This window comes from Pseudalkalibacillus sp. NRS-1564, assembly GCF_050467905.1.
Lineage (GTDB): Bacteria > Bacillota > Bacilli > Bacillales > Guptibacillaceae > Guptibacillus > Guptibacillus hwajinpoensis_B.
This window is the reverse complement of the sequence record NZ_JBITPM010000015.1, coordinates 157503-175178: the sequence shown is the minus strand read 5'-3', so window position 1 is coordinate 175178 and position 17676 is coordinate 157503. Positions and strand designations below refer to the sequence as shown.

Here is a 17676-nt window from a genome sequence, read left to right as displayed (position 1 = left end):
TCTATCGCTTCAATTCAATATTGTAGTGGTACTGATCACTTCGGTATTTCGTTTTGGTGTATTCTATTAGATGGTCATTCAGTCCATAGCTGAGACGTGTCATTTCCAGTAGCGCTTCACCTGGACGTATCGCCAAAGAATCTGCTTCGTCCAATGTCGCATTAATCGCTGTAATTCGCTCTTGTGCTTTGTTTAAATAAATCTGATAGTTTTCGAGTATTTCATAGTATTTCGCTTCATTTAAATCATGTTGAATAAGTAGCTTGCCAATCGATTCTGGCCAGCATGTGCGTTCAAGTGCAACTGGCGTCTCATCAGCAAATCGTATTCGTTCTACTAGTAGAATAGGTGACCCCTCTGCCACTTGGAGCATTTCACTTTCATGGAAAAGGTTATGTTTGAATTCAGCTCGGATAACCTTTGACGAAGGAACTTGACCTTTTTCCATTACTTCTTCCGCAAAACCTTTCAGCTGACCGAGATTCCCAACCAATTGATGAGGCTTGACGATGGTCCCATGGCCCTGCTTTTTCTCAAGCAGTCCATTTTGAACGAGAATCGTAATTGCCTGACGAATTGTTGTTCGACTCACACCGAATTCCTTAATGAGCGCTTGCTCTGTTGGAATGAGCGTATTCGATTTCCACGCACCAGTCTGAATGCGCTCAATAAGGACATCTTTGATTTGGAGATAAAGAGCATCCCCATTTGGATCAATCTGATTAATCGACATAGATCTCATTCCCCTTTATAGGTGGTGGATACGTCGCAAGATCTTCTCCAATGAGCGGCTTCAACCATTCATAGTAAGCCTTCTTATTTTGAATGAACGCATCAGGCAACACACGTTCACCAGCTGCGACAACTTTTTCAAGTTCAATCGGAAGCATTCTCACCGAATAACGATGATGAGCATTCCTTTTAATTGAAACCATAACGTTTGATAATCCTTCACGAATCCATTCAGCGCCAACTCTTCCAACCGTATAAGCTTCTTCTCGATCAACATCTGATATGACTGCGGAGAAGCTTCGCTGATTCATTCCTAGGAGTTCAGCCCTTGTCATAACGCTTAGCTCATTTTTCAAAAAGTGAGCCACTTGACTTGAAATGCCACCCAGTATTGTTCTGCCATCCACATTTCCTCTCTCAACCTGACCACTATTCCCAAATAAAACACCTTCACTTACAACGACTGTTGCGTAACCAAACCGCTTCAAAGCCGTATTTACATTCTCAAGAAGGACTTCTTTTTTATAGGGCGCTCAGGTATAGCGATAAAATGAGGGCCTTCTTCTTCATATTCTTGTAATAACCCTGACGCTGCGGAAAGCCAGCCGGCATTTCTTCCCATCGTTTCAAGAACCCTGACCTTTTCAAAGTTCTGCATCGACGCGAGATCCCGGCTCATATCTCTTGTGGCCTGGGCGACATATCGTGCTGAGCTTCCAAAACCTGGCGCATGATCCGTCCCTCCAAGGTCATTATCAACCGTTTTAGGGAGTCCAAGAACCTGAAGCGAAACGTTTTGCCTTCTCGCTTCGGCTTCTACTTTGGCTAGCGCCTCCATCGTTCCATTACCACCGATAAAAACAAGCACATCGACACCCTGCGCCTGAAGCAAGCGCACACCATTTTCAATATGCTCATCTGTTAACGGAAAGCGTCCAGAACCAAGGCACGCACCCGGGACATCCTGATGTAGATGAACGCGACTAAGCATCTCACTATCTCCGTCAAGATACATTCCGTGCGCAAGTCCTTCATAACCATTTTGAATAAAAAGCAGGGCATGATCTCGTTCGATTTCCTTCACAAACCCTGCGAGGGTAGCATTAATGACGGCCGTAGGTCCCCCGGCCTGGCCAATGGCGACCTTTTTCATGCAACTGTCTCCCTTCAGTTCTTCGTATAGATCGTCGTCTCAAGCCCAAGCTGCTTACCAAGTTCAACAAGCTCATCAGCAACATCATCATAAATAATGGCGTAATGTGGTTCGAAGCCCTCTTCCATTAAGCCGTATAGCGTATCATTTATTTCCGTTTCCAGTTCCACTTCGACAGACGTACCATTGAAGCGCTGCGGCGTATCCAATGCGTTCCCCCTCATAACCAACAAGCGATAACCTTCTGGCGTATAACCAACTCGGAACATCGTTACGCGACCTGGCTTTAAACCGAATTCCATCGTAAAGCCGAGCTTACGGTTTGGATGAACGCCAGGTCGAGCGCCTTGATCAGGATGTGCAAGCGAATACGCGCCTGCGCCGCAATGCCAGAACACAACTGAATTACTCGCCTCGTTCACGTGAACCATATCACCAAGGTATGGGGCGCTTCCTGTTAGCTGCTGAAGAATAAACATCGAAACGGAACCATGAATATCCGATTCACACGATGAAACCACACCGTCTTCTGTAAATTGAGAAAGAGTTGAGCATGCTGCAGCGCCAAGTTCATTGAAAAAGTCAGGCCAACAACGTATCGCAAGCGCCGAAACATCTTCCGCATCAATTTGCTCCTGCACGTACGTTGTAAACTGAGCAAACCGCTGAACAGTTTCTTCGTTACGATTAAGGCCAATTACTTGCTGCTCCGCTCGTTCAATCGCGCCTTCCCATCTTTCCCGAGGGAGCTTCACACATTCCTCAAACGCTTTGTTTAAATCAAAGTTTTTCACTGTCACACCAAGCTGTTTCTGCAAGGCTTCTTCATCCGTTCCTGAGAAGAAAAAGCCTGGAGGATGCTCCCCGATCACACCAATGGTGAGACCTTTAAGATCTTCAATCACCTTTTGAACCTTTAGCTGAATCTTGATTTTCTTTTGCACCTGCGCTTCATCGCCATTCCCAAATACAAAGCTAAATGGATGATTCGCACATCGAAGCACATGACTTGTGCTATTGCCGCCGGTTAAGGAGTTTAAGCGAAGTCTCCCGCCAACACTTGGTTCACGAACGGACCAGACGATCACTGGCGCTTCTACTTTTTTAATGAGGGCCTCAATGAATTCACCGTCCGCAAACGTGACGCTTTGATAAATACTAGCAACAATGTCTTCGCTGTTAACGTTTTCAAGAAATGCTTCTAGATCTTCAGGTGATGTGATGATCTCTTCAGGCTCAATCACATTTGCCGTCACACTATGAAGAAATTCTGAACTTTTCTTTCTTTGTAGTTCCCCCGCTTCAAGATCAAACGTTTTTCTACCAATTGGTACATATAGAATGCTTGTTTTAGCCACGATTGGTCACAACCTTTCTCCTCTGTTTGTTACAAATACTATATCATACATTATTATGTTTTAAAATAGGTAGTAACCTTTATATTTACTTTCTTATTTTAACTCAACGGCTGCTTTTTGGAATACGTCTGCATAAGAAGAACCCTTTCGATAGAAAACAGGAGTTTCTCCGATTGGAGCCTTTACTTCAACTTGTCCTCCACGCATCTCTTTGCCACTCCATAAATGAACCCATTCATCTTCAGGTAAGTACACGGACCAGTTTTCTTTTCCTTCTTCATAAACCGGGGCGACAACCATATCTGATCCAAGCATATATTGATATTTAATGTCATAAGAGGCTAGATCATTCTCATATTCCATAAACAATGGACGTTGCATCGGAATTCCTTTTTCAGCATTTTCTTTGCTTAGCTCTTTAAGATAAGGCTTAAGTGCTGTATAAACGTTCGTCATTTTCACAAAATGCTCAAGCGTCTCTTCGTCTTGATCAAACTGGAAGCAATCGTCAGGACGGTTGCCTTCGTGCGTTCGCATGACGGGAGTGAATGCCGCCATATCAACCCAGCGAAGCAACAGTTCTTTGTTCCGCTTGTTCCCATGAAGACTTGTATATCCGCCGATATCACTATGGTGAACGCCATTCCCACTCATTCCAGCAGATAAAGCAGCTGGAATAACAGATGCAAGACCATCGTCAAGGCTCCAATCGACACTTTGATCACCAGCCCATAGAAGTGGACAATACCCCTGACTTCCTGAGTATCCTGCGCGCATAAAGTAAACAACATCGCCCCATCGTCCAGCTTTCTTTACAGCATTGTGATTCACTTTTGCCCACATCACTGGCCAAGCATTGTGCATTTTTGTAGCAGATTCACCATTGTGAAGTCTTAGATCAGTCGGCAAGTACTCACCAAAATCGGCCATCCACCCGTCCATACCAAAATCAATCATGTTCTTTTGAATGACATCTTCGTACCATTCACATGCTGCTTCGTTTGTAAAGTCGACCACGCCGCAATAAAACTCACCAAAGTCAACGATATAATCACCGCCATCTAACGCTGTAGCAAGATAGCCGTTGTCATAAGCTTCACGGTAAAGATCACCTTCCACAGCGACATATGGGTTAATATAGCCCATAAAACGAATCCCTTTTTGCTTCCATTCTTTCACTTTTTGGTCAAGCTCTGGGTACTCCTCCGGATTCCATTTCCAATTCCACATTAATCGCTTACCGAATGATGTCACACGCTTTCCCTGCCAGTCTTGACACCAAACAGCACCGATTTTCATCCCTTTACCAATAGCACGATCAAGCTTATTTTGTACTCGTTCTGTTCCTCCTTGCATTCCGAGCCAGATGCCATTATATGTCCACTCCGGCAGCTCGGGTTGTCTGCCGAGACGAGAAGTTAGTTTTTCAACGAGATCCTTATATGTTTGACCCGTTTCAAAAAGAATCGAGGCTGGCGCTTCCCAGATATGCAGCTCATGAAAATCGTCTCGTTGAAAATCAAAGTCTGCAAAAGCAGTTGTCTCTACATGGCAATAATATTTATTCGTAGATACATAGGTTGGTTGCGGATAATTCGTATTGTAATAGTCACCACCAGCTTGATCTTTCACGTCGGCCTGCCAAGTTGTATACGTAGATTTATTCCGCCCCACACCAGGTTCAGATGTCCATAAAGGGAAATTCTTTCCCCTTAAATTAAAGTAGGAAAGCTGTTCCCCACAACCGTAAATCTTCTCATCTGCATCGGCTACAACGCGAACCCAGAAGCGATTAAAGAGTGGATCGACGAGCTCGAAAGATACGCGAAGTCCATCTTTGTCCTGCTTTAATACCATTGTTAGTAATTCATGATCATGAGAGAAGTGACGAAAGCCAATTCGACACGTCTCTCCTTCATACCGCACTGTGGCATAACGAAGAGCTACTCGTTCCACTACATAATCCTTTATTTTAAAATTCCCTCTATACATATCAATCGTTTCTTCACCGCTACCAATGAAAATAAACGGGCGGGCAGGTGAATGCCGAAACAATAAGCGACGGTCAAAATAAACTTCGAATTCTTCTCCATTTTGCTTCACTTCAAAACCAGGTTTAGTCTTTAGTGTATTCAATGTAATTCCCCCTACGTACTTTTTGTTTAAGCACTTCTAAATTTTTTCTCAGCGTTTACCGCTTCTTCATGTTTTCTTGTTACAAAACCTGAGTATTTTTTATTCCAGGATTTTAATGCGAAAAGATAACAAAGCGTTCCGACTACAGCCGCACCTAGTATTGATGGCCAGAACCATGCTGAAACCATTCCACCCGCATAAGCAAGTCCAATAGGTGAGAATAGGATATAAACCATAACAACTAGACTAATCAGAACAACAGAGACTGGAATCGTAAACTTCCATGGAACCATATCAACCTTAGGGTTTGCTCTAAATTCATACGCTTCAGGAAGAGGACTAATGCGACCGACGACCATCATGATAGCGACTTCAATAAGGAAAAGAATCGCCGAGATATGAATAAAGTTCATCGTAATCTCAATGCTAAATAGCTGGTTTAATCCCCATACAAGCATGTAGTACGTAATCACATGGAAGATAATCGCGATTTTTGCACCAAGCGCAGGAATGCGTTTGGAAACTATCCCCACAAGAACAATCGCAATGATCGGTATGTTAAAGAATCCTGTAAAACGGCGAATCAAATCCCATAATCCATCAGGTGCGTTCATCAGCATTGGCGCAATGAAAAAAGAGACAAGTGCGAGAACGCTTCCAAAATACTTACTGACATTGATTAGTTGTCGATCTGTTGCATTTTTATTAATACCTGCTTTGTATACATCAAGCGCAAACATCGTAGCCGCACTATTTAATAGAGAGTTAAAACTTGAGAACACGGCACCAAGAAGCACAGCTAGAAAGAGTCCAGACATAAATGTAGGTAGCAAATTTGATACAACCGTTGGATAAGCTAGATCAACAGGATCCATTGAACTGCCATAAAGGTGAAAGGCAATAACACCTGGAATCATCATCATAAACGGAACAGTTAATTTATAGAATCCTGATAAAAGAACTCCTTTTTGTCCTTCAGCAAGGTTTTTCGCCCCAAGCGTTCGTTGAATCACGTACTGGTTTGTTCCCCAGTAGAACATATTCATAAAAATCATACCGGTAAAAATCGTTGAAAACGGAACAGAATCCGTACTTGAGCCAATTGCATTTAATTTCTCAGGGTTTTCTGTCGTAATGGTTTTTATCCCATCTAACATGTCGCCATTTCCAAGTGCTATAAAACCTAGTACTGGAACAATTAATCCAATAAAGAGAAGACCAATTCCGTTCAGGGTATCGGAGACTGCCACCGCTTTTAATCCTCCGAAGATCGCATAGATGGCACCGATAATACCAATAACCCAAATCACGAGCCAGACAGAGGATTGAAAGGAGATACCGAGTAGCTCTGGTACATCAAAAAGTCGAAGAATAGCAAGCACTCCTGAATACAGTACTGATGGAATGGTTACAAACATATAACCAAGCATAAACAGAATAACTGTATACCTACGAACGCTTTCATCGTATCGTTTACTTAAAAACTCAGGTAATGTTGAGAAGGCTCCGCCAAGATAGCGCGGCAGCAAAATTAATGCCATAATGACAATTGCAAAAGCCGCCGTTACTTCCCAGGCCATGTTGGAAAGATTTGTTCTATAGGCCTGTCCATTCAAACCAATTAACTGTTCTGCTGATAAGTTTGTGAGCAAAAGAGATCCTGCAATAAATCCTCCTGTTAACCCACGACCTGCGAGAAAGTAACCATCCGAGTCATTAACTGAATTTCTTGTTTTTAAGTATGAAACCCAAGCAACAAGTGCCATGAAAAAGACGCACGATACTAATGTGAATGTAATACCAGACATGAGCTTGTCCTCCTTTATAGCTTGCTGTAAGCAACTGTTATATTTTCACCGACTATTCCTTCGTGTGCGCCCTGTGCCATAAAACGTTCATGTTCACGATGAGCAAGAAGCCATTTATTTTTCATGAATAGAAGCGGATCGTGCCCTCTTTGCGATTGCGCTAATGGTAAATTTGTGCCTTCAGGTAAGATCACCGTACATTTAAATCCTTCATCACTTACTTTACAAGGAGCAAGGTGAAGCGTCGTTTGGTACATTTCAATCGCGGTGCCCTCTGGAACATAAAATACCTGGATGTTCTTCACATCGTATGTATGATCCACAACGTCATTCATATGTCCTAGTAGGAGCACAAAATCCGTCACTGCCACGTTTATCTCGCTGCCCTTATGAAACTCAAGTCCTCCAAGAGAAGAATTATTCCCGTCGCAGTACCCAATTTGGACCGGCATCCCTCCATAGTAGCTGTTCTCGATGAACTTTTTGATACGATCATCCTCAAGTTCTTCTTTTGAAGGAACGTACTGATTTCCTTGTTCAGGAATAACCGTTTCCCTCATTAACTCCGACATCTGTTCATATGGGAAATCATGAAGAATTCTGCCATACGTCTTAAAAGCTGCCGAGTCAACCGACTGCACATCCAGATTTGGATTCCGTTCCTTTACTATTTCAATCATAGCCGAACCTCCGATATAAGTAGTAATGTTTATTTAAACATCATAACCTTTTATAACATTATATTGTAAACGTATTCATGATTGCAATGGTTTTTTTGAAATTATCAGTAATTTATATCACAGAGGTGGTCAGGTACGCGCCTGACCACCTCTGCGATACCACTTTAATATACCACAGCATTTGTTAAATCGATGTTATCCACTTCTTCTCGACTATCAATCAACCATTCCCCTCCGCTTTTTACAAGTTTATAATGAAACGCACTTGAGGTTACCTCTGTCTTCACATTGCTCTCGCCTCGGTCATGGTTCGCTGAATCCATCGTAATGAGAACGTCGATTTCTGCTTTCTTTCCGGAAGATTCGATGTAGAGGCTGTCGAGGTCAAAAGCTGCTTCTAACACTACTCCCGTAAAGGCCGCATTATTTTCTTTCACTGAAATAAAGCGATCTTCAAAATATGAATTTAGCTCAGGTGTTAGATTTGAAAAGTAACCCGTATCTAAATTCTCATAAGCCATTATCCAGTCATATAAATACGTGTTTACTGCCGCTATTACTGCATTCGTCTCATAATGACCACTCTCTGGAACATCGATTGCCACTTCCTTCTCGATCACTACAGGCTCTTGTTCACTATAATCAATAACGAAATAAACATCATCACCTTCAAATTGAACGGAAGGACTTTTAACTACGCCAGCTTCGAAGTTTTTTTCTGCATGCATCACAACCGAACCGTCTGTTGGATAGGGACCTATTTGACCAGTTTTGCTAATCGTTTCCCCGGTATCTTTCCCATTAATAAACAAGCGAGCATCCTCATAATTGGAATCAGGTGTTAGAAACGCACCGTTTACAGGAAGGTCGACTTCTAAATGTTTGCCCGGTTTAATCAATTCTACTTCCGCTTCTCCCCGCATCTTATAACCTTCATTTTCTAACTTTGTTTCAAAATGATAGTCACCTGGAAGGAACGGACCCATTTTCTTCCCCTTTTCTCCAATTGTGCCGCTATCTTCCTCGTTAATAAATAGAGCTGTTTTAGCGAATTGTGTATGAAGCTGTACGTAAATAGGTACAGGTGAAATGACATAATCATTGAAAAGATAAAAAGTTTTTCCTTCCTCTACTAATTCCAATTGGATAAGCAAGTCTTCGTTTCGACTCAGGAGTGTATGGTCCTCTATCGCTCTTGCTTGTCGTTCTAAATCTTGAAGCAACAGCGTCCGTTGATCTGGATGATTCTTTAATAACGATACAAAACTCTCAATCTCAGCTTCATGTGAAAGGACAGGATTAACCTTTGGAATAGCCTTCCCGATCGCTTCATAATCCTCTTGCAACAGAGCCTCTCGAAATTGATCAACTGCACGTTCAGGAGAAGATATCCAACTTAATGTAAAAAAACTGCCTATTAGTACGATCATAATTCCTACAACGATTGCTCCCCATAACAGCCACCCATTTTTCTTTACCTGTGCAGGAGCTGTTCTCGTTACCTTTTGTCCACATTTTACACAAAATGCACCGGCCTCTTCCCTATTGCAGTGATGACACCAATTCATCTTCCCACCTCCACCCATTATTCCAAATCATATGGGAGAGATTTCTAATTATGACCACTTTTCCCTACTATTTTCCTATGCATTTTTTAACATGATTAAGGACTTTGTACATAACTATGAAAAAGTACGTGAAAAGCACAAGCTCCCTGAAAATCCTGACAAGAAACTTTTATTTCACTTAATAAGGAGGAATGATAATGTCAGATTTGCAAACTAAAATAGGCGGAGGACTATCAAAACTTCAAGATGGTCTTCAGCAAGGAAAAAGCAAGCTTCAAACAGCTCAGGAAGTTTCACAACTTAAGAAAAACGCGAGCGATGCTGCCACAAACCGAACAAGAATCATTAGTCAGCTTGGCGAACTCACCTATCGTTTGATCCGTAAAGGGGAGATCCAACAACCCGAATTAAATGAACAAGCTGAGCGCCTTCTTCAATATGATCTAGAACTCTATCAAGCGAACAGAGCTTTAGAGAGTCAATTGCGAAAGGAACCGGGTGGTGACGTATGTGAGTGCGGAGCAGCCGTTAATGAAGAGGATACGTTTTGCGGCAGCTGTGGCAATCGAGTTCAATTATCAGAAGCACCAATACCAGTACCGACAGTTCAATGTACCACCTGCAAGGAAGAAATCCCTGAGACGGCTTTATTTTGTGGGTGTTGTGGTTCGAAAAACGGCTAGGAGGTGATCAAAGTCATGTACTGTACAACGTGTGGTAACGAAGTTCCGTTTGGTGATAATTATTGCCCCTTTGATGGGACATTTCAGCTTCACACAGAACATCACACCGTCACGACTGCATCACCTAAGTTTTGTTCAGATTGTGGTACATCGAATACTTGTGATCATCCCTACTGTATTCAGTGCGGTTCTTTTCAACTCACTCTCATTCCATTTAAAGTAGAACGCGTAAAAGAAAAAGTAACAGCTCCCTCGCACACGATACCAGATCTTAGCGCCATTAATAAAAAGCTTGCGATACTATGCGGTTTTCTCGCATTTCTAGTTGTTGGTATTATGTCGTTTATTGTATCGGAGGGATTTCAGCAACAAGCCGCTACTTTTCAGCAAACCCTTGAAGAATTCACTGAGTTAGGTCCAACGGGAGTAATTAATGAATTTTATTATTACTTTGGCAACGAAAATTCCGAGTTAACTGTAGAACCTTTTTATGGAATGACAGACTACTGGATGTCAGCTCACCTTCTCAATTCAACCCTTTCTTTCAACACGCAAGGGGCGGGAAATTTATTGAGCGGAGAGATCGAACTCCATTCAGGAATGCTCATTCTTTTATTACTACCTCTCATTGCACTACTGCTTGCTGGATATATGTATGGACGAAAAACAACGTGTACCCTCCAGCAATACTGGCTTTCTTCACTTCTTATCGGAATGATTTACGGATTACTGACAGCGATGATCGCTCTTTTCGCTGGATTCAACTTTGAAGCTTCTGCACAAGAGGGTGGAATCGTTTCGAGTTTATCAATTGAAAATAACTATCCGCTTTTGAAAGCTTTATTTGGTGGTTTATTCCTTGGAACAATCTTTTTGTTTATTGGTAGTTTGTACGGCAGTCGTTCAATGAAAGAATTAACTTCTTCTCCCCTTAAAGAAGGAGTGCGCACACTCACACTAGGGGTCTCCATCTCAATCGTCTTGATGATTCTCTTCCTTTATCGCTTTATGTTCGAAGATAACTCACTTATTAGCTTTCAAGATATTCCGGCGAGTTATTTTCTTATCATCGTATTTCAAGGAGGGTTTCTTCTATGGAACACACTGAACCTTTCTTCCCTTACCTTCGATATAAATATTCCAGGCGAGAAATTTCAAATGATCTATTCAGTACTTGGTGGGATGAAGATCGAAACAAATGAATCTTTTTATATTTTCACCTACTTATTTAGCGACCCAGGTAACACGAAGATTTACATGATGATTGGTTTGCTGATTCCAATATGTTTATTCATTTGGGCAGGTTATCGGATGCACCAGGGAGGAGCGATTCAGTTCCATCGCATGATTATCTTCGGCTTGCTATACGCCTTTATGATGTCGCTATTAGCAGCAGGCTTGAATACAGGATTCACCTTTAATTTGGAGAGCTTCGCCGGAGAAATTAGCGACATAACAGAAGTCCCGTTTCTATTCATTGGTTTCTCGGCAATTGCTACATTTTTTAAGTGCTTTATCTACTCAACTCTCCTAGCCATTTGTGGCGCCTATTGGAAGAGATACCGAACACAATAAAAAGGGACTGTCTTTCGTTCCTATTCAGTCCTCTGAGGGTGGACATTTCCTTCTTTTTGTCTTTTTAGGGGGTCAGGCTCGCGCCTGACCCCCTTACATTTTCCCCTCACTCATATCCATTCGGATTATTTTGATGCCAGCTCCAGGCATGAGATACAATCTGCGCGAGCTCTGGGTATACTGGCTTCCAGCCAAGTGCGCTCATTGCTTTCGACGAAGAGGCTATCAGTGTCGCTGGATCTCCGGCACGGCGTGGCGCTACTTCTGCTTCGATCGTTTTTTCTGTCACGATTCGACACGTATCAATCACTTCTTTAACCGTAAACCCTTTTCCATTTCCAAGATTGTATACGCCGCTCTCATTCGTTTCTTTCATCTTTTTCAATGCAAGGTAGTGAGCCTGCGCAAGGTCAAGCACATGAATATAATCGCGCACACACGTGCCATCCTTCGTATCATAATCATTACCGAAAATAGATACCTTTTCTCTTTGACCAAGTGCAGCTTGTAGAACAATTGGTATAAGATGAGACTCGGGTTGATGATCTTCCCCAATTCTTCCTTCCGGATCAGCACCAGCAGCATTAAAGTAGCGAAGAGAGGTTGATTTAAGCCCATAAGCATCATCACACCAGCGAAGCATCTTCTCAATCGCTAGCTTTGTTTCGCCATATGGATTTGTTGGATTGGTAGCGTCACTCTCTTGAATCGGCGTACGTTCTGGATTCCCATAGGTGGCCGCTGTCGAAGAGAACACAATGTACTTTACATCGTGTTCAACTAACTTTGAAACAAGCGCCTGAGAACCCGCTACGTTATTTCGATAATATTCAAGCGGATTCGAAACACTTTCTCCAACTAGCGAGCTCGCAGCAAAGTGAATGACAGAATCGATCGAATGATCGGCGAAAATTTGATCAATCACTTTCCCATCTGTTAAGTCCCCTTTATACAAAGGAACGTCAAGCACAGCTTGCTCGTGACCTTTTGTTAGATTATCCAGCACGACTACGTCTTCTTTTTGCTCACGCAAGTACATAACCGTATGGCTACCAATATAACCGACTCCACCAGTAACTAAAATCGCCATGTTATTCCCTCCATTTAGTAAAACTTCGTCGATATCCATCGTTATTTCCCGGAAAATACTAATTAAGCTTTAGTACAGACGATCCAAGCGGTTTAATAGACATTTCTCCACTAAATTCATCATGAGAAACGGCATCTACCCAGGTTCCTTTCGGCAATGTTAGCGAACCTTTTTCGTCCGTCGAATGATTCACAACACATAAGAATACCGCCCCGTCTTGTCCTGTACGTGTGACAGCTTCTACGTTTTCACTTGAAGCGATCGTTGTTACGTCTGTTTCTTGGAAAACTTCTGCATAAAGAGCATCCATTATTTCCTCTTGGAGTGCAGAGCCAATGTAATAGACTGTGCCTTTTCCATATGTGTTTTTTGTAATCGCCGCCGTTTTTTCGTAGAAGCAAGAGCGATATTCAGCAAGTACTTCGGCAGTTGTCGGCTCAACAAGATCACACCAGATGGAAGCAACGGAGCTCATACCTTTCATTGCACCTTGAACGCCTTCAACCTCGTTGTTTTGTCCGAGTTGAAGTGATTCATATTCATTAATTTCTACTCCTGCAAGCTCACGTAATGCGCCTGGCAACGTATCTTCTACAACAAAGTTATTCTGTTCCTTCACACCGGCGCGATAGGATAAGATCACCGTTCCACCTTGCTCAGCAAAACGTGAAATTTTGTCGTTTACAACTGGGTCTGTAAGGAAATAAACCGGTACTACGAGCACTTTGTACCCATCCAGCTTGCTTTCTTTCGTCACAATGTCCGTCATGGCATTCATACGGTGCGCAGGGCTATAGAAGCGGAGGAATTCTCGCTTGTATTCAAATGCATTGCTTTGCGGCTGAATACCCCATGCCCAGGCGTTCTCGACATCATAATACACAGCCACATCCGCCTGGTACTTAGACGCAATCCAATCATCTCCAAACACGCTAAGAGAATCGATTACTTCTTTTACTTCATTATATTTACGCTTTGGCTTACCATCATGATCGAGCACACCATGGCAAAACTCTTCCGTCCCAAAGCGTGCCGCACGCCAGCGGAAATAAACAATTGCTTCCGCTCCACGAGCAATCGCCTGATACGTCCAAAGTTTAATATGACCTGGACGAGGTAAATAACCGATGCGACTCCACCCTTGCGCTCCTGAAAGTTCTTCCATTACCCAGAAGCCTTTTCCACCCTTTGAAGAGCGACAAAGGTCGTGTTGATGTGCGATCGCAGCAGGCGCAATCGGTTCTGGTAAACCGCCCCATACCGGATAGTTATCAAATGAAATGAAGTCAAGATCCTTTGCCATATCCCATTGATTAATCGCTAAGTCTGTAAATACGAAGTTATGCGTAATCCACTGATCCGAGCGAATATGTTTACGAAGAATGTCAGTTTGAATCTTATTATAAGACGTATACGCATCCGCACAGAAACGATCAAAATCAAGAAGCAAGCTTGGATTATGTTCCTGTAATACTTTACGAGGCACAGGAATTTGTGACCACGCTGTATACGTTTGACTCCAGAAAACCGTACCCCAAGCTTCATTTAAAGCATCAAGCGTTTCGTATTTTTGCTGTAGCCAAATTTGGAATGCTTTTTGATCCACTTCTCCATAGCTTCGATCAGATTTTTCATGACCGTATTCATTGTCTACTTGCCAGCCAATAATTCCTTCGTGCTGACCATAGCGTTTCGCCATTTTCTCAACAATCTTTGCTGTCAATTCTTGATATACTTCACTGTTCACGGTATAGTGACGTCTCGCTCCGAATGAAATGACTGTCCCGTTAGGATCCACAGGTAAAATTTCTGGATACTTTTCAACCATCCACGCAGGCGGCGTGGCCGTTGGTGTCCCAAGAACTACCTCGATGCCGTTACTTGTCATTAGGTCGATCGCTTCATCATAAAGCGAGAAATCAAACGTTCCCTCCTCAGGCTCCATCAGCTGCCAGCCGAATTCAGCAATTCGAACGACATTCACACCGAGTTCTTTCATCAATCGTACATCTTCTGTCCAACGCTCTTTCGGCCATTGTTCCGGGTAATAATCAACACCTACATACATCATGTTAGCTCCTTTTACCGATCTATTTTTTTGAGTATTACATCAATGAGAAAAGAAGCCCGCCAGAATCGGCAAGCTCTTATTGGTTTAAATGGTTGTTAAACTCATGTGTAAAGCGGTCAAATGCTTCCTGACCTGAAGCCGTTCGTTTAAAAACGCCTGCATGGCTTAAAATATTGGAGAAGATCAACCCAACCTCATGACGCAATCGTCCCTGTGCATTCGATGCATTCAGGTCTGAATACTTCTTAAGAAGAGAATCAGCCCATGTAACATGTTTCTGAATGCGATCATCTTGCTTAATACTTTCTAGCGGGTTTTCACTTATAAGAGATTCACCAAGCAAGTGAAGCTCTTCTTGTAATCTACCAGGAAGCACAGCTAGCCCCATTACTTCAATTAAACCGATATTCTCTTTTTTTATATGATGCACTTCTCCATGGGGGTGAAAAAGTCCCATTGGATGCTGTTTCGTTGTACGATTGTTCCGGAGTACAAGATCAAGCTCATAGCGCTCGCCATTTCGACGAGCTATAGGTGTAATCGTGTTATGAGACTCATTACCTGTAACCGCGCGAACATCAACACTCTCATCACTATATCCCTTCCAGAATTGAAGAATCGCATCAGCCAGTTCGCCAAGTTCATCTCGATCGTTGCTTTGAAGTCGTAGCACAGACATCGGCCACTTCACAATGCCTGCCTTCACGTTCGGATAAGCTGATAGAACGACGTTTCGCTCCATCTCTGCTTTCGCCATCGGGAACTCATGCTTCCCTCCCTGGAAATGATCATGACTTAATATCGAACCGCCTACAATTGGTAGATCAGCATTCGAGCCGATAAAATAATGAGGAAACTTGCCAACAAACTCTAGTAGTCTGTCAAACGTACCTCGTGAAATTTTCATCGGCTCGTGTTCACCGTATAACACAATCGCATGTTCGTTATAGTAAACGTATGGAGAGTACTGCAAATACCACTGTTTCTCTTCAAGGGTTATAGGGATCATCCTAAGATTTTGTCGCGCAGGATGAGTTAATCGTCCCGCATACCCTTCGTTCTCTTTACAAAGCAGACACTCAGGATAGCCGCTTGACTTCATCGTTTTGGCTGCCGCAATCGCTTTCGGATCTTTCTCTGGTTTAGAAAGGTTGATCGTGATTTCCATCTCACCATACTCTGTTTCCGTAAGCCAGTCTTCATTTTTTGCTATGCGATCGGTACGAATGTAATGAACGTCTTTTGAATATTGATAAAAGTTAGCCGTTGCTGCTTCAGGGCCGGCATGTTCATAAGTCGCTTCAAACTTCTCAATCACTTCTGAAGGTCGCTCGGTTAAACACCCCATAATTTTTGTATCGAGCAAGTCACGATAAGTTACCGTATTTTCTATTAGTCGATCATGATCATATGCCCAATTCAGGATGCGATCTAAAATAGAAACAGGGCTATCTGGAATATCCGCAGGAACATCACTTGTATCGATCTCCTCAAGCTGAAGAACTTCTAGAATTTGATTGCGAACATATGATAAATCCCACTCACGAAAAAGATGTTTATTCAATCCGTATTGGAGGAGACGGTTAATCTCTTGATCGATGTTCGTCATGGTTTCTCTCCACTCCTCTCCAGAATTACAGTGCTTCCGAAAGCTGATTTATTTCTCTTGCTCCTGCACCTATTTCCACAACGTAAAATTCAGGTGTTAAGCCCGTTTTCTCTTTATATGTTTTCGCTACATTAGTTTGGAATGATGTTAAAAATTGATCCTCCACAATGCTGATCGTACAGCCACCAAATCCTGCCCCAGTCATCCGAGAGCCAATCACACCTTCTTCTGACCATGCAGCTTCTACTAAAGCATCAAGCTCAAGACCAGTTACTTCATAATCATCGCGCAAGGAAACATGTGACTCATTCATTAACTGACCAAATGCTCCAATTTCTCCAGCCTTTAAACGTTTAGCCGCTTCAATCGTACGAACGTTTTCATAAACTGCATGTTTCGCACGTTTCTGATCAATCAGATTTGTGATGTGGTGTTTATGCGCTTCAAACGAGTCAATTGTTAAATCACCAAGTGATTGAATCGAAACATGTTCTTGAAGCTCGGCGAGTGCCCGCTCACATTCAGAACGTCGCTCATTATATTTTGAATCAGCAAGCCCTCTTCGTTTATTCGTATTTGCAATAACGAGTGAAGCTTTTTCTAGAACTACCGGGCTGTATCTATAAGCAAGCGTGTTGCAATCAAGAAGAACCGCTGCTTTTTCTTTCCCCATCCCAATGGCAAACTGATCCATGATGCCACAGTTTACGCCTACAAATTCATTTTCAGCACGCTGACTGATTTTCACCATTTCCACCATCTCAAGATGAAGGTGATTTAGTTCATTTAATAGAACAGCCGTCGCAAGTTCGATTGACGCTGAAGACGAAAGTCCCGCTCCATTCGGAATGTTTCCAAAGTAAAGGACATCAAATCCGCTAACGTCGTGATCTGACTCCTTAAAGATCGAAACAACGCCTTTCGGGTAATTCGCCCAATCATGTTCAGCATCATACGCAAGACTTGTTGAATCAACTGTCATCACACCTTGCGTTTTGAAGTTCAGCGAATAAAACCGAATAAGATTGTCTTTTCTTTTTCTAGCAACGGCATAGGTACCAATACTAAGCGAGCATGGAAAAACGTGTCCCCCATTATAATCCGTATGTTCGCCAATTAAATTGACGCGCCCTGGCGAGAAGAAGCTTCTTATCTCGCCACCTTCTCCATACACCTCTCGAAATGTTTCGTATAGGGTTTTCATTAATTTCAC

14 protein-coding genes are annotated in these 17676 nt (G+C 42.6%); 2 read left to right on the top strand and 12 right to left on the bottom strand.

The window, feature by feature from the left end; translation table 11 throughout:
- Position 1: 1 nt before the first annotated feature.
- The 8 genes from ACIFPW_RS08290 to ACIFPW_RS08255 form a co-directional block, all read right to left on the bottom strand.
- Positions 2–733 carry a GntR family transcriptional regulator gene (locus ACIFPW_RS08290; RefSeq protein ID WP_430243425.1) on the bottom strand — a complete coding sequence of 244 codons (732 nt, stop codon included), beginning with the start codon at positions 731–733 and terminating at the stop codon, positions 2–4.
- Positions 723–1220: a hypothetical protein gene (locus tag ACIFPW_RS08285; RefSeq protein WP_430243423.1), complete on the bottom strand. Its 498-nt coding sequence runs from the start codon at positions 1218–1220 to the stop codon at positions 723–725. Before ACIFPW_RS08285 ends, ACIFPW_RS08290 begins: the two co-directional genes overlap by 11 nt.
- Positions 1221–1228: 8 nt before the next feature.
- Positions 1229–1885, bottom strand: a complete 657-nt coding sequence (locus tag ACIFPW_RS08280; protein WP_430243421.1) for a 6-phosphofructokinase — start codon at positions 1883–1885, stop codon at positions 1229–1231.
- Positions 1886–1899: 14 nt separating this feature from the next.
- On the bottom strand, positions 1900–3243 hold the full coding sequence (gene sftI / locus ACIFPW_RS08275) for a sulfoquinovose isomerase (protein WP_430243419.1): 1344 nt from the start codon (positions 3241–3243) through the stop codon (positions 1900–1902).
- Positions 3244–3336: 93 nt separating this feature from the next.
- A complete protein-coding gene (locus tag ACIFPW_RS08270) occupies positions 3337–5379 on the bottom strand; it encodes an alpha-glucosidase (RefSeq protein ID WP_430243417.1) in 2043 nt (680 codons plus the stop codon).
- Between the two features lie 26 nt (positions 5380–5405).
- Positions 5406–7187 (bottom strand): solute:sodium symporter family transporter, encoded by a 1782-nt coding sequence (locus ACIFPW_RS08265; protein WP_430243415.1) that lies wholly within the window; start codon positions 7185–7187, stop codon positions 5406–5408.
- A 14-nt stretch (positions 7188–7201) separates the two neighbouring features.
- Complete coding sequence (locus ACIFPW_RS08260) at positions 7202–7867, bottom strand: DUF4867 family protein (RefSeq protein WP_430243413.1); 666 nt, start codon at positions 7865–7867, stop codon at positions 7202–7204.
- 164 nt (positions 7868–8031) lie between these two features.
- Positions 8032–9435 carry a zinc ribbon domain-containing protein gene (locus tag ACIFPW_RS08255; RefSeq protein WP_430243411.1) on the bottom strand — a complete coding sequence of 468 codons (1404 nt, stop codon included), beginning with the start codon at positions 9433–9435 and terminating at the stop codon, positions 8032–8034.
- 197 nt (positions 9436–9632) lie between these two features.
- Between ACIFPW_RS08255 and ACIFPW_RS08250 the strand changes: the two genes are divergently transcribed.
- Together ACIFPW_RS08250 and ACIFPW_RS08245 are read left to right on the top strand one after the other, a co-directional pair.
- Positions 9633–10118 carry a zinc ribbon domain-containing protein gene (locus tag ACIFPW_RS08250; RefSeq protein WP_430243409.1) on the top strand — a complete coding sequence of 162 codons (486 nt, stop codon included), beginning with the start codon at positions 9633–9635 and terminating at the stop codon, positions 10116–10118.
- Between the two features lie 15 nt (positions 10119–10133).
- Positions 10134–11693, top strand: coding sequence for a hypothetical protein (locus ACIFPW_RS08245; RefSeq protein WP_430243407.1), 1560 nt, complete (start codon positions 10134–10136; stop codon positions 11691–11693).
- 106 nt (positions 11694–11799) lie between these two features.
- On the opposite strand, the gene galE is transcribed toward ACIFPW_RS08245, so the two are convergent.
- The 4 genes from galE to ACIFPW_RS08225 form a co-directional block, all read right to left on the bottom strand.
- Positions 11800–12783 (bottom strand): UDP-glucose 4-epimerase GalE, encoded by a 984-nt coding sequence (gene galE, locus ACIFPW_RS08240; protein WP_430243405.1) that lies wholly within the window; start codon positions 12781–12783, stop codon positions 11800–11802.
- Positions 12784–12841: 58 nt separating this feature from the next.
- Complete coding sequence (locus tag ACIFPW_RS08235; protein ID WP_430243403.1) at positions 12842–14854, bottom strand: beta-galactosidase; 2013 nt, start codon at positions 14852–14854, stop codon at positions 12842–12844.
- A 76-nt stretch (positions 14855–14930) separates the two neighbouring features.
- Positions 14931–16463, bottom strand: a complete 1533-nt coding sequence (galT, locus tag ACIFPW_RS08230) for a UDP-glucose--hexose-1-phosphate uridylyltransferase (protein ID WP_430243401.1) — start codon at positions 16461–16463, stop codon at positions 14931–14933.
- A 25-nt stretch (positions 16464–16488) separates the two neighbouring features.
- Positions 16489–17667 carry a galactokinase gene (locus tag ACIFPW_RS08225; RefSeq protein WP_430243399.1) on the bottom strand — a complete coding sequence of 393 codons (1179 nt, stop codon included), beginning with the start codon at positions 17665–17667 and terminating at the stop codon, positions 16489–16491.
- Positions 17668–17676: the final 9 nt, after the last annotated feature.